Below are 12,645 nucleotides of genomic sequence, written 5' to 3'. Positions count from 1 at the left end.
CGGCGGTCGGCGTCGACGACGGCGTTGCGCAAAATGTCCGGCGTGACGAGCGCGCCGAGGTCGAAGATGTCGTCCTGACGCCCGTGGATGGCCCGCACGGCCCGGAGCGGCGAGCCGCAGGCGCAGGGCTCCTCGGCGAAGTCGAGCAGATCGTTCATGCGGTAGCGCGCCATCACCTGGGTCCGCCGCGTGAAGTCGGTGACCAGTGGCTGGACGAGACGCGACCCAGCGACCGGCTCCCATTCGAAGGCGACCGTGTCCTCGCACAGGTGCAGCACGCCGCGCTCGCAGGCGACACCGAACAGGCCCTCGGTCGCCTGGTAGATCTCGCGCACCGTGACGCCGAAGGTCGTCTCGATGACCGCGCGGTCGAGCGGATCGAGCACCTCGGCGCCCGAGAAGACCTGGGCCGGGGCGAGCGCTCCCGGCGACTCGGCCAGGGCGCGCAGGATCTTGGGCGGCGCGACGATCACGTCGGGCCGATACGCGTCGAGCTGGTCGCGCCAGGCGGCCAGTCCCGCCCTCAGATCGAAGAAGCGCAGCGCCAACCGCCCGGAGTCTGGCGCGGCCTCATAGAGTTCGCTGGCGGCGGGCAGGACCAGGGCCACGCGATGGCGGCGGCTGAGGACGTCCGGCAGGGCCTTGGCCAGCATGACGCCGAGCCAGACAAAGCGCTCGCGCTCGCTCGCGAGGAACAGGCCGCGATTGCCGCTGGTGCCGGTGCTGCATCCGGCGATCAGCCCTCGGACACGGCGGCCCTCCGCGATCGCCGCCCAGGCCTCGTCGGCGGTGACGCCTGCGATGTTGAAGGCCTCGAACCGGGCGTTGACCTGAGCCTTGTCGACGATGGGCAGGTCTTCGAGGCGCCTCGGCTTCATACCGGCGTAGAAGGGCGCGCGCGGGACGTGGCGGAAGAAGGCCCGCAGGCGACGCTCGCGATGCCGCGCCACGTCCTCGGGCGTCCGCAGGCTGCGCTGCAGCCGGCGCGTCTCGAGGAAGGCGGCCAGGGCGAAAACGGCGTGCGGCTTCACGGCAGCGCCGCCGGGTCGTGGCACAGCACGACCCGCCCGCCGGCCTCGCGAAAGCGCCGGATGCGGCCGTCTGTGTCGCGCGCGGCCGCCAGGTCCTCGGCGACCAGCGAGGCCGGTAAGCCGGGCGCCCGGTCGTCGAACGCCGCCATCATCCATTGCGCGTCGGCGGCGTAGAGAACGGGCGGGTCACCGGCGAACAGCACGCCATGATGACCGGCGGCGTGGCCGGGCAGGTCCACGGCCAGGACCGATCCGTCGCCGAACAGGTCGGCGGCCGGTCCGAGACCGAGCGGCGCCTCGACGCGGCGCGCCGCCTCGAACGCTGTCAGCCGGTCCGCGAAGTCCACTGGCAGCAGCTCGAAGAAGACACCGTGGCGCAGCCGCCCGAGCGCCCCGGCGCGTTTCAGCCGCTCGTAGCCTGCGGCGCTGGCGTGGAAGCGGGCATTCGGCAGGTCTCTCAGGCCCGACACATGGTCGGCGTGAAAGTGGGTGATGATGACATCGCTGACGTCGGAAGGCTCAAACCGGTGGGCCGCGAGCGCCGCCGCCATCAGGCCGTCGGCCTGGAGACGAGGCTGGAGCGCCCCCGCGTAGAGCTTCAGGGCCAGGCTGCGCGGACCCTCGGTGACGCGGGAGGTGTAGCCTGTGTCGATGAGGGCGGGCCGCCCGTTTCGCAGGAACAGGCCGTAGCGCACCGGCAGCTTGAGCACCGCCTTGGACCCATCCTTCAGGACAAGCCGCTCGGGCGCCGCGACCAGGGCGGAGGTCGGAAACTCCGCGCTCATGGGGCGCTACGAAAGGTGCGGTCGAGACCTTCCTCCCAGCTGATTCCGGGCGACCAGCCCAGCCGCTCGCGGGCGGCCGTCAGATCAAGCGTCTGGGAATAGGCGAACAGGCCGATCCCGTAGGCGGTGATCGGGGGCTCCGGCCGGCCGGGCGCGAGGCTCCAGAGCGTTTCGGCGGTCCGCGCGGCGGCGAGCGCCGCGGCGACCGGCACGGACCGCCACCGGACCGCGACACCCGCCCGGGCCGCAGCCGTCTCCGCCACGGCGACCACGGACAGGGCCTCTCCGCCCGAGACGTTGAACACAGCCCCCTCCGCCTCGCTCGGCGCATCGAGCGCGGCGATCACGGCGGCGGCGACATCGTCCACGTGGGTCAGGTCGGTCCGCGCCTGGCCGTCGCGCAGCAGGGGCAGGGGTCCGGACCGTGCCGCCCGTATCAGTCGGGGCAGAAGGGCCGTATCGCCCGCCCCGTACAGGCCGCGCGGCCTGAGGACGATGGGGCCGACATCGCGGGCGGCGAGCACCCGTTCCTCGGCCGCCTGCTTGCTGCGCGCATAGGCGTTGACGGGCTTGGGCAGAGGATCCGCCTCGAGCACCCCGAACTGGTCGGCGAAGCGGAAGGCTACGCTGGGCGAGGAGACGAAGACGAAGCGGCGCGCCTCAAGCCTCCGTGCGGCGGCCAGCGCCGCGTCCGTGCCCTCGACGTTCGCACGCCGAAAGGCCGGCCAGGGTCCCCAGGGTGAGGACAGGGCCGCGGCGTGCACCACCGCGTCAACGCGGCCTATCGTCTGGAGTCGCTCGGGTGCGCCTGCTCCGGCCAGGTCGGCCTGGACGAAGCTCACCCCGCCCGGAGCTCGATCCACGGCCCGGCCCGTCGCCACGACCTCATCACCACGCGCGACCAGGGCCGCGACGACCCGGCCGCCGAGAAAGCCGGTCGCGCCCGTGACCAGGACCCGCATCTCAGTAGCGCACCACCGCCGCGCCCAGCGACAGGCCGGCGGCGGTGCCGAGCAGCAGCACGAGGTCGCCGCGCTTCAGCCGCCCGGCCTCGACAGCGCGGGCGAGCGCGGTCGGCAGCGAGGCGGCGATCTGGTTGCCGTGATCGGCCAGGATGTCGACGAAGCGGTCGCGGTCAAAGCCCACCAGCCGTGGCAGGACGTCGAGCGCGTGCGCGCTGGCCTGATGCGGAACGACAAGCGCGATCTCGTCACGGCTCACGCCCGCCTCGGCCAGCACCCGGTCGACGAAGGCGGGCACGCGTCGGCCGGCCGCGCGGAACACGCCGGGGCCGTCCATGCGGAAGCGCGTGGCCTTGAGGAAGGCCTCCATGTCTGTCTCTGGCCGCACCCGGGTGCCGCCGGCCTCCAGCACGCAGAGGTCGCGCCCTTCCGAATAGGTCTCGAGCCGGTAGGCGAGCAGGTCCGATCCAGTCTCGTCTGCGGTGATGACGGCCGCGGCCGCGCCGTCTCCGAAGATGACCGAGCCCTGGGGGTCGGAGAAATCCAGGCCCGCCGAGGCGATGTCGGCCGAGACGATCAGGGCGCGGCGCCAGCGCCCGGCCCGCACGCCCATGGCCACGACGTCGAGGGCGGTCAGGAAGGACAGGCAGGTGGCGTTGACGTCGAACGCCGGCATGCCAGAGGCGCCTAGCCCCAGCTCGTGCTGGATCAGGACGGCGGTGCCGGGAATCGGCTGCTCCATCACCCCGCAGGCCCCGACAAGGACATCCAGGTCGGCCGGCGCCAGCCCGGCGGCGGCGAGCGCCCGGCGCGCGGCTTGGGCGCCCATGCGCGACGAGGTCTCCTCAGGCGAGGCGACGCGGCGTTCGCGGATGCGGAAGTTGGCTTCGATCCAGCCCTCGGCCTGACCGATGCGGGCGTCGAGCTCACTGGAGGAGAGTCTGCGCTCGGGCAGGAACACGCCCAGGCCCGCGATCCTCGGCCCGATCCTGGCCATAGCTGCACCCTGCGACACGCCCCGTCGTCGAGCCTAGCGCTGATTTCGCTGGGGAAGAAGCGCCTCTAGAACAGCTCTTCCACGAGCGCCCGGACCCCGTCCACGGCCTCCTGGACCCGGGCCGGGTCCATGTCGGCGTCGACCCCGCCGAAGTTGACGTGATCCAGCACTTCAAGGCCGGTGGCGCCGGCGATGCGATGGTCGAAGGATTTCCGCACCGCCTCCCAGCCACCGCTCTCGACCAGCCAGGTGTTCTCCGAGCCTGAGGCGGTCAGGCTGAGCAGCTTGCGGCCCTTGAGCAGCGGATCGGTCCCGCCGCTCTTGATGCTGCGATAGCCGAAGCCGGCGGTGAAGACGCGCTCGACATAGCCCTTGAGGATGGCTGGGGGGCCGCCGAACCAGATCGGATAGACGAGGCAGAAGACGTCGGCGTCCTTCAGACGCGCGCGCTCGGCCTGGACGTCGGTGGCGGGCGTGGCCGGCCCGCCGGAGGCGATCTCCTCGGCCTGGAGCCGGGGGTCGAAGCCGATGGCGTAGAGATCGACCAGATCGGCTTGCTGCCCGCGGTCCCGGACCGCGGCCGCATAGGTCTCGGCCAGAAGCCGGGTGAAGGACCGCGGCCGGGGGTGGGCCAGGATGACGGCGTGCTTCATGGCGTCCTCGCTTGCCGCGCGCCGGATCAGCTGTCTGCGGGATCCAGCGTCCGCATGTAGGCGAGGATATCGGCGATCTCGTCCGGCTCCATCTGGAAAGTCGGCATGGGCGCATCGTGGGCGACGATGATCCCCTCGGCCAGGGCCTCCTCAAGGTTCTCGACCGGATAGCGGCCGGGAATGGTCCGGAAGGGCGGGGCGGCGGCCAGGGGGCTGTCATCGTCGGCGCCGACGGCATGGCAGCCGCCGCAGCGCTCGACGGCCATGCGCTCGCCCCGGATGACCGACACCTCCAGCTCCGCCGGGGGACCCGGCGGCTGGCTCGGCTGGCCGCCGAGGATCAGCCACAGGATGGCGAGCCAGGGCACGCTCAGCGACCCTGCGACCAGTGGGCGACGACCGCGAGCGTGAGGCCGAAGGCCATGAACACCGCGATCACGAGACCGACGACGATTTGAGAATCAGCGGGCATACGCGCTCCTCCTTGATCAGGCGGCCAGCTGGCGCAGCGCCTGCGGGTCGCAGATGCGCATCTGGCGAAGGGTGGTGAGCCGGATGACCTTGCTGGCCTGAAGCTGGGAGATCATCCGGGAGACGGTTTCGATGGTCAGGCCGAGGTAGTCGGCCAGGTCCTGACGGCTCATCGGCAGGTCGATGACGTCGCGTTCCACCTGCTCGGCGAACTGGGCCAGGACCGCCGCGACGCGCTCGATGGCGGTCTTGCGGCCCAGTTGGATCAGGTGGCCCTGCATCTTGCGCAGCCGTTCGGCGCTGGCCCGCCACAGGGCCTGGGCGACGGTGATGTCCTGGCCGGCCTGGGCCTCCAGCGTGCGGCGGCGGATCACCAGCACCTCGCAGGCGCCGAGCGCCTCGGCGGTGAAGGCGTGCTGTTCGCCGTCGTCCAGCGCCAGCAGGTCGCCCGCGAAGTGGAAGTCGCCGATCTGGCGGCGCCCGTCCTCGGTCAGGCGGCTGGTCCGAACCACGCCAGAGACGACCCGATAGACGCAGTCGGCGGACCCGCCCTGCGAGCAGACCTCGGCGCCGTCGCGATAGGCACGCACTTCGCCCAGGGCGCTCAGCGGGTCGATGACCCCACCGGCAGCGGACGGATTTCGGATGCTCATGGCGGCCTCCCCTCTTCGTGACCGAAGTTAGGGGGCCGGGCGGCGCCGCAATATTCGGGTCGGGCGCTTAAGGAGAACTACCTAGTCGGCTTGCCACCACCGGGGCGAAGTGGAATGCGTGGCCCATGATCAGCAGACTGGATCGCCGATACCTGGCGTGGGGGCTGGCGGCCGCGCCCGCCGCCGCCGCGCCGGTGGCCTATCTGCTGACCCGGGCCGGGGCGGGGCCCGGCCTGATCTTCCTGACCATCACGCCCATCGTCTACGCCGCGGCGCTGGTCGGGGGTCTGCCTTGCGCCATCGTGGCGACGGTAGTGGCGCTGGTGGCGGTCAACACCCTGATGGTCGTGGGCGGCGCCGACCCGGCCTGGCTCGCCTCGGCGGTCTTCATCGTGCTGGGCCTGGCGGCGGGCCTGTTCGGGAGGCACCTGACCTCGATCAGCCGCCGCGCCGCGGACGCCAACCGCGAGCTGCGCCTGCGCGAAGCGCATCTGGAGTCCATCCTGGCCACCGTGCCGGACGCCATGGTCGTGATCGACGACCAAGGCCTGATCCGCTCGTTCAGCCAGGCGGCGCAGCGGCTGTTCGGCTATTCGGCCGCCGAGGTGTTCGGCCGGAACGTGAGCATGCTCATGCCCTCGCCGTATCGAGAGCAGCACGACCGCTACATGGAGCGTTACCGGACGACCGGGGAACGTCGCATCATCGGTATCGGCCGCGTGGTCACCGGCGAGCGCAAGGATGGCTCGACCTTCCCCATGGAGCTGTCGGTCGGCGAGGTCCAGGATCCCGGCCAACGCCTGTTCACCGGCTTCGTGAGGGATCTGTCCGAGCGTCAGGAGACCGAGGCGCGCCTGCATGAGCTTCAAGGTGAGCTGGTGCACGTCACCCGGCTGACGGCGCTGGGCGAGATGAGCTCGACCCTGGCCCACGAGCTGAACCAGCCGCTGTCGGCGATCGGCAACTACCTCAACGGCCTTCGCCGGATGACCAGTACGCCCGACGGCCTCACGGGCGAGCGCGCCCAGGAGGTGCTCGCCAAGGCCGCTGACCAGGCTCAGCGCGCCGGCGAGATCATCCGCCGGCTGCGCAACTTCGTCGCCAAGGGCGAGGCCGAACGCCGGGCCGAAAGCCTGTCGAAACTGACCGAGGAGGCCGTCGCCCTGGCCTTCGTCGGCGGCAAGCAGCTCGGCGTCCGCCTCCAGGTCCGGCTGGATCCAGACCTCGACACGGTCCTGGTCGACAAGGTGCAGATCCAGCAGGTCATCCTGAACCTTGTCCGCAACGCGATGGAGGCGATGGCCGATAGCGAACGCCGCGATCTGCGTGTCACATCCGAAGCCGCCGAGCCCGGCTTCGTGCGGCTCGTGGTGACCGACACCGGCCCTGGACTGGCGCAGGACGTGCTCGACCACCTCTTCCAGCCCTTCGTCACCACCAAGGCCGCAGGGCTCGGCGTGGGCCTTTCCATCTGCCGGACCATCGTGGAGGCTCACGGCGGCAGAATCCGCGCCACCAACCGCGCGGAGGGCGGGGCGTGCTTCGAACTGACCCTGCCCCTGCTGGACGCAGCGGAGGAGGACGATGGGCGCTGAGCAAACGGTCTTCGTCGTCGATGATGACGAGGCGGCCCGGGACTCGCTGGCCTTCCTGCTGGAGTCCGCGGACCGCAAGGTGCGGGCCTTCTCCGACCCGACCAAGGTCGTCGCGGCCGTGGACGGCGAGACCTGCTGCGTCGTCACCGACGTGCGCATGCCCGAGATGAGCGGCCTGGAGCTGGTCGAACGGCTGAAGGCCGCACACCCTGATCTGCCCGTCATCGTCATCACCGGCCACGCCGACGTCGCCATGGCGGTCGAGGCCATGAAGAAGGGCGCGGCGGACTTCCTCGAAAAGCCGTTTGACGACGACGCCCTGCTGAGGGTCATCGACCAGGCGCTCATGGCAGGGGCCTCGGAACCGGTCGACGCGGAGACCGCGCGGCGCCTGGCCAGTCTGTCCACCCGCGAACGCCAGGTCCTGGACGGTCTGATGGCGGGACAGTCGAACAAGGAGATCGCCCGTGATCTCGACATCAGTCCGCGCACCGTCGAGATCTATCGGGCCAAGGTCATGGCGAAGATGGAGGCCGACACCTACGCCGACCTGATTCGCAGCGGCCTGAAGGCCGGCGCCGGGCGGTTTTGATCCGGATCAAGGCGCCGCCGTCGCCTCGCCTGAAGACTGGGCCCGCCCCTCTCCCAGCCACGGCGCGCCATGAAGAAAATCCTGGTCATCAACGGCCACCCCGACCGAGCACCCGAGCGCCTCGCCTGGGCCCTGTCCGAGGCCTATGCGGCCGGGGCGCGCCAAGCCGGGCATGAGGTCCGGCGGCTGGATGTCGGCGCCCTTCAGTTCCCGCTCCTGCGCTCGGCCGCCGAGTTCAACGAGGGCGCGCCGCCCCCGGCGATCGCCGACGTCCAGCGCGATATCAAGTGGGCCGACCACCTGGTGATCGTTTTCCCCCTGTGGCTGGGCGGTCTGCCGGCGCTCACCAAGGGCTTCTTCGAACAGGTGTTCCGGCCGCAGTTCACCATGCGTTGGCGCAAGAACCAGATGCCCCAGGGTCTGCTGGAGGGACTGACCGTACGGCTGGTGGTGACCATGGGCATGCCGGCCTTCGCCTTCCGACTGTTTTTCGGAGCCAGCGGCGTGCGGTCATTCGAGAAGTCGGTGCTGGGCCTGGCCGGAATTCGGAGGACGGGAACGACCATGTTCGGCGGCGTCGGGAGCGAGTCCGACCGCACGACGGCCCAGCCCTGGCTGGCGCACGTTACGGCCCTGGGCCGCGCCGGCCGCTGAGAGCCCGCCGCATGACGAAGAAGTAACTACCGCGCGACCGCGACCGTCGTTAGCTGTTGGAAACAAAGCCGGATAGGGATCCGGCCGCCTCCCCGCCGAGTGTCGCATGATCGCCCTTCGCACCCTGCTGCTCGTCAGCGCCGCCCTCGTCACGCCCGGCCTGGCCTACGCCCAGACCACGCCGCCGCCGCCCACGGATGAGGAAGCCGAATCCGGCGCCCAACAGGCCGAGGAGGAAGAGGAAGACACCGCCGTCGAGGGCGTCACCGTCACCGGCCGCGCCAACGACATCCGAACCTCCATCGACTCGGTCAGCTACAGCACGGCCGAGGACCTGCAGGCGGCGACCGGCACCCTGGCCGACGCGTTGCGCAACATCCCCTCGGTCGAGGTCGATCCCCAGGGGAACGTCAGCCTGCGCGGCGATCCGACGGTCACCATCCTGATCGACGGCCGACCCTCGGCCATTCTCAGCGGCGAGGGCCGCGGTCCCGCCATCCTGCAGATGTCGGCCGACCAGTTCAGCCGCATCGAGGTCATGACCAATCCTTCGGCCGCCTATCGCCCGGATGGCTCTGGCGGGGTGATCAACCTGATCACCCGGCCCAACTTCGTGCGCCCCGGCTCGACGGTCAGCGGATCGGTCCGCGCCAACGTCGGCGGCGATGGGCGCTACAACCTCGGCGGCAATATCGCCTGGACCCGGGATCGCCTGACGCTGACCGGCGACTTCGGCCTGCGCCATGACCGTCACATCATGTCGACCGAGCGGGTCCGCGAACAGATCGACACCCTGACCGGCGATGTGCTCGAGAGCCGCCAGTCGCAGGAGGTCGATGTCGTCATCGACGGCCGCTACGCCCGGCTCGGCGCGGAATACCGCTTTAACGACGGCCTGATGTTCACCGGCGAGCTGCGCCGCCAGCAGTTCGAGAGCGCCGGCGACGGCGTCGAGATGTTCGAGGGCGACGACGCCTCGGGCGCCCTCGTCTCAGCCAGCGAGCGGCGTGGCTACGGCGGCTTCAGCGGCGAGTTCACCGGCGTGACCGCGCGCCTGCTGCGCACCTTCGGCGAGGGCCACGAATGGTCCAACGAGCTGCGCTACGACGTCGGCGAGAACAGCTACGACCAGGACGGGGTGCGGCTGTTCACCCTGCCGGCCGCGCCGTCGATCTATGAGGACGTCTCCAACGGCCGCGAATCCGCCACCATCAACTTCGCCAGCGCCTACACCCGGCCCATGTCCGGTGAGGCCAAGCTGCGCGCCGGCTATGAGGCCGAGATCATCGACCTCGAGTTCGACAACCGCGTGCTGCGCGGTCCGTCACCCACGACCCTGGTCGTCGACCCGACGGTCACCAACCGCTTCCAGGCCGATCAGTCCGTCCAGGCGATCTACGGGACCTATGAGCGGCCGTTCGGACCGGTGTCGGCGCAGTTCGGCCTGCGCGTCGAATACGTCACCCTGGACCTCGACCAGATCACCAGCGGCGTTCAGGTCTCAAACGACTATTTCCGCCTGTATCCCAGCTTTCACGTGGTGCGGCAGCTGTCCGAAACCCAGGAGCTGCGCGCCAGCTACAGTCGCCGGGTCCAGCGGCCCCAGCCGGGCGACCTGAATCCCTTCCTGATCTTCGTCGATCCGCTGAACTACCGGTCGGACAATCCGGACCTGGAGCCCCAGGTGACGGACTCCTACGAACTGACCTGGCTCAGCCGGGCCAACCAGACCTTCTACCAGGCCACCCTCTACTATCGGGACACCTCGGACGCCTTCACCCAGGTGGTCAGCGACCTCGGCGGCGGCGTCCTGCTGACGCGGCCTGAGAACCTCGGCTTCAGCCGGGCGCTGGGCCTGGAGCTGGTGGCCAACGGGCGGCTGCACCCGACCCTGCGCTACAGCGCGACGGTCAATTTCTACAATCAGCAGATCGACGCCTCGAACCTGGGCTTCGGCCAGGACGCCGACGCCACGACGATCAGCGGCCGGATCAACTTCAACTGGCAGCCGACGCCCAAGGACTTCCTGCAGGTCGGCGGCTTCTGGACGGGCGAGACCGTCTTCGCCCAGGGCCGACGCGAACCGTCGGGGATGGTCAACCTCGGCTATCGCCGGACGATCACCGACCGCCTCGCCTTCCAGATGACGGTACGGGACCTTTTCGACAGCTTCGGCGACACGACCATCTACGAGACGCCGAACTTCACCGACCGCGCCGAGCGGATCTTCGGCGGACGAACCGCCTACGTTGGCTTCACCTGGACCTTCGGCCAGTCCCGCAACGGTCAGCAGCAGCCGCCGACGTTCGACTTCTCAGCCCCGCAGACCGGCCAGTAGACCCGGCTCAGCCCAGATAGACCACGCGGCGCTTGCCGGCGGCGCGTCCCTCGCGGACGTGCCGTTCGTGGTCGCCGGAGCTTCGGGCGTCGCGTTCGGACGCCTCGACCCAGTGGGTGCTCTCGATGTCCTTCTGGAGCGCCTTGGCGGCCATGGCGTGGGCGACGAAGACGGTGTCGACCACCGCGCCCGCGAAAGGCACCGCGGCGGTGGCGGTGTCCGCCGCCAGATAGGCCGCCATGCGCAACAGGGTGGCGGGAGAAGCCTGGGCGCGCAGCCCCTGGATCATCAGCCACGCACCGGCCCCGACGGTATAGGCGTCGCCGGCCCAGGGAATCCACGTCAGCAGGCCGTCCATCCCGACGCCGAACGGACCGATGCCGATGACGCGGTCCGACAGCTTCTTCACCCCCTCGACGTTCAGCCAGATCTTCTCGATGTCGCGGACCGTGCGGGCCATGGGATCCTCCGGGCCGACAAGGCCGGGTGCTTAAACGCGGGGAAAGCTGTACCGTTCACCATTGGACCGTGCCGTTGAACACTGTTTTCAAATCCGTGTGGAGCCTCGTCGTCTGGGGCGCGAGCCTGGGACTCCTGGCCGGCGCCGGGCTGGCGCTCGCCCGACTCGACCACCACGCGCCGGATCTCGTGGTGCTGTTCGCAAAGCCGATGCTGACCTGCGCGGTCGCCTGGTTCGTGCTGACGGTGCTGATGCGCCGGCCCGGGCCCGCGCTGGTGACGCTGGCCGCCTGCGCGGGCCTGGTCGCGTCCCTGGCGCCCTACGCACCGTCACGCTCCGGTGGCGGCGAGGCCGACCTGAGGCTCTATGTCGCCAATACCTGGGCGCGCAACGAGGATACCGACCGGCTGGCCGCTTCCATCGCCGCGGCCGAGCCCGACGTGGTGGTGCTGGTGGAATTGGGGGACGCGGCGGCGGCGGCGCTGGACGGCGTGCTCGCGGACTACCCGCACCGCGTGGTCACGCGCCGGGTGGACCGTCCCAGCGGCGCGGCGCGCTCGGTGGTCGCCTCGAGGTGGCCCATCAGTTCCATCCAGGAGGACGTCATGGACGGCCTGCCGGTGGTGGCCGCCGAGGTCGAGACGCCCGCCGGGCCGGTCCGCGTCTTCGGCCTGCACCTGACCCGACCCTGGCCGTTCCAGCCGACCACCGGACAGATCTGGCAGATTGATCGCCTCACCGAACGCCTGGGCGCCCACCCGACGCGAACCGTGGTGGCCGGCGACTTCAACGCCCCGCCCCCCGGCCGGGCGCTCCGCCATGCGCTCGGGACGACAGGCCTGGAGCTCGCGTCAGACGCTCACGGCACCTGGCCCGCGCTCGCGCCCGGCCCGCTGCGCCTGGCCATCGACCATGTCCTGGCCTCGCCGGACATCCGGCCCCTGCATTCCGAGCAGGGCGCCCCCACCGGTTCTGACCACCGCCCGGTGATCGTGGACCTGGACCTGCCCTAGAGCGTCCAGACCTTCGCCAGGCCGCCGGGGTCGCCGAGGGTCCGCACCACCTCGTCGCAGATCGCCTGGGCCTGGTCGCGCAGGACCACCGGCGGATTGACCACCACCATGGCGCAACCGTTCATCTTCATCGGGTCATGCAGCGGTCTCAGCCGCGCCTCGGCGACCAGCACCTTCTCCGCCCCACCCGTCTTCAGCCGGCGCAGGAAGCCGTCGAAGGTCTCCAGGTCCTTCAGCGGCGTCCAGATTGCCACGCAGGGCGGCGGCGACTTGGCCCGCACGATGGCGGCCGCCGTGTCGGCGGCGCGGTCATAGTCGTCGGACTTTTCGAAGGGTGGGTCGATCAGGACGAACAGCCGCCCGGCCTCGCGGGCGACCTCGCGCACGGTGGCGTAGCCGTCGGCGCGGCGGGCCTCGGCCTTCAGCCCCTTGGGCTCGGCC

General features: G+C 70.5%; 14 protein-coding genes. 5 read left to right on the top strand and 9 right to left on the bottom strand.

Going from position 1 to position 12,645, the window contains the following annotated elements; genetic code table 11:
* The 7 genes from Q0M60_RS06350 to Q0M60_RS06320 all read right to left on the bottom strand — a co-directional run.
* On the bottom strand, window positions 1-1,031 hold a 1,031-nt coding region (locus tag Q0M60_RS06350), incomplete at its 3' end, for a hypothetical protein (RefSeq protein ID WP_296817421.1).
* Window positions 1,028-1,816, bottom strand: a complete 789-nt coding sequence (locus tag Q0M60_RS06345; protein ID WP_296817419.1) for an MBL fold metallo-hydrolase — start codon at window positions 1,814-1,816, stop codon at window positions 1,028-1,030. The genes Q0M60_RS06350 and Q0M60_RS06345, both read right to left, overlap by 4 nt.
* Window positions 1,813-2,778, bottom strand: coding sequence for an NAD(P)-dependent oxidoreductase (locus Q0M60_RS06340; protein WP_296817416.1), 966 nt, complete (start codon window positions 2,776-2,778; stop codon window positions 1,813-1,815). The genes Q0M60_RS06345 and Q0M60_RS06340 overlap by 4 nt, the downstream gene beginning before the upstream one ends.
* 1 nt (window position 2,779) lies before the next feature.
* On the bottom strand, window positions 2,780-3,775 hold the full coding sequence (locus tag Q0M60_RS06335; protein WP_296817413.1) for a beta-ketoacyl-ACP synthase 3: 996 nt from the start codon (window positions 3,773-3,775) through the stop codon (window positions 2,780-2,782).
* A gap of 65 nt (window positions 3,776-3,840) precedes the next feature.
* Entirely contained in the window at window positions 3,841-4,428 is a 588-nt protein-coding gene (locus tag Q0M60_RS06330; RefSeq protein WP_296817410.1) for an NAD(P)H-dependent oxidoreductase, read from the bottom strand.
* Window positions 4,429-4,454: 26 nt separating this feature from the next.
* Window positions 4,455-4,796 (bottom strand): cytochrome c, encoded by a 342-nt coding sequence (locus Q0M60_RS06325; protein ID WP_296817406.1) that lies wholly within the window; start codon window positions 4,794-4,796, stop codon window positions 4,455-4,457.
* 120 nt (window positions 4,797-4,916) lie between these two features.
* The gene (locus Q0M60_RS06320; protein WP_296817403.1) at window positions 4,917-5,552 is read right to left on the bottom strand and encodes a helix-turn-helix domain-containing protein; all 636 of its coding nucleotides are present in this window, start codon (window positions 5,550-5,552) and stop codon (window positions 4,917-4,919) included.
* Window positions 5,553-5,677: 125 nt separating this feature from the next.
* Between Q0M60_RS06320 and Q0M60_RS06315 the strand changes: the two genes are divergently transcribed.
* The 4 genes from Q0M60_RS06315 to Q0M60_RS06300 all read left to right on the top strand — a co-directional run bounded on the left by Q0M60_RS06315 (window position 5,678) and on the right by Q0M60_RS06300 (window position 10,731).
* Window positions 5,678-7,147: a PAS domain-containing sensor histidine kinase gene (locus tag Q0M60_RS06315; protein ID WP_296817400.1), complete on the top strand. Its 1,470-nt coding sequence runs from the start codon at window positions 5,678-5,680 to the stop codon at window positions 7,145-7,147.
* Window positions 7,137-7,739, top strand: a complete 603-nt coding sequence (gene fixJ, locus Q0M60_RS06310; RefSeq protein WP_296817397.1) for a response regulator FixJ — start codon at window positions 7,137-7,139, stop codon at window positions 7,737-7,739. The genes Q0M60_RS06315 and fixJ overlap by 11 nt, the downstream gene beginning before the upstream one ends.
* Window positions 7,740-7,808: 69 nt before the next feature.
* Complete coding sequence (locus Q0M60_RS06305) at window positions 7,809-8,393, top strand: NAD(P)H-dependent oxidoreductase (protein ID WP_296817395.1); 585 nt, start codon at window positions 7,809-7,811, stop codon at window positions 8,391-8,393.
* A 106-nt stretch (window positions 8,394-8,499) separates the two neighbouring features.
* Window positions 8,500-10,731: a TonB-dependent receptor gene (locus Q0M60_RS06300; RefSeq protein WP_296817392.1), complete on the top strand. Its 2,232-nt coding sequence runs from the start codon at window positions 8,500-8,502 to the stop codon at window positions 10,729-10,731.
* Window positions 10,732-10,738: 7 nt separating this feature from the next.
* On the opposite strand, the gene Q0M60_RS06295 is transcribed toward Q0M60_RS06300, so the two are convergent.
* Window positions 10,739-11,191, bottom strand: a complete 453-nt coding sequence (locus tag Q0M60_RS06295; protein WP_296817389.1) for a DUF4112 domain-containing protein — start codon at window positions 11,189-11,191, stop codon at window positions 10,739-10,741.
* A 74-nt stretch (window positions 11,192-11,265) separates the two neighbouring features.
* On the opposite strand from Q0M60_RS06295, the gene Q0M60_RS06290 reads away from it, so the two are divergent.
* Entirely contained in the window at window positions 11,266-12,204 is a 939-nt protein-coding gene (locus Q0M60_RS06290; protein ID WP_296817387.1) for an endonuclease/exonuclease/phosphatase family protein, read from the top strand.
* Here Q0M60_RS06290 and rlmJ read toward each other — a convergent pair.
* Window positions 12,201-12,645: 23S rRNA (adenine(2030)-N(6))-methyltransferase RlmJ (gene rlmJ / locus Q0M60_RS06285; protein WP_296817385.1), on the bottom strand; the 445-nt coding region annotated here is incomplete at its 5' end. The two genes, Q0M60_RS06290 and rlmJ, sit on opposite strands and share 4 nt — an antisense overlap.

Source organism: Brevundimonas sp. (assembly GCF_024711105.1).
GTDB lineage: Bacteria > Pseudomonadota > Alphaproteobacteria > Caulobacterales > Caulobacteraceae > Brevundimonas.
This window is presented reverse-complemented; position numbering and strand designations above follow the sequence as displayed.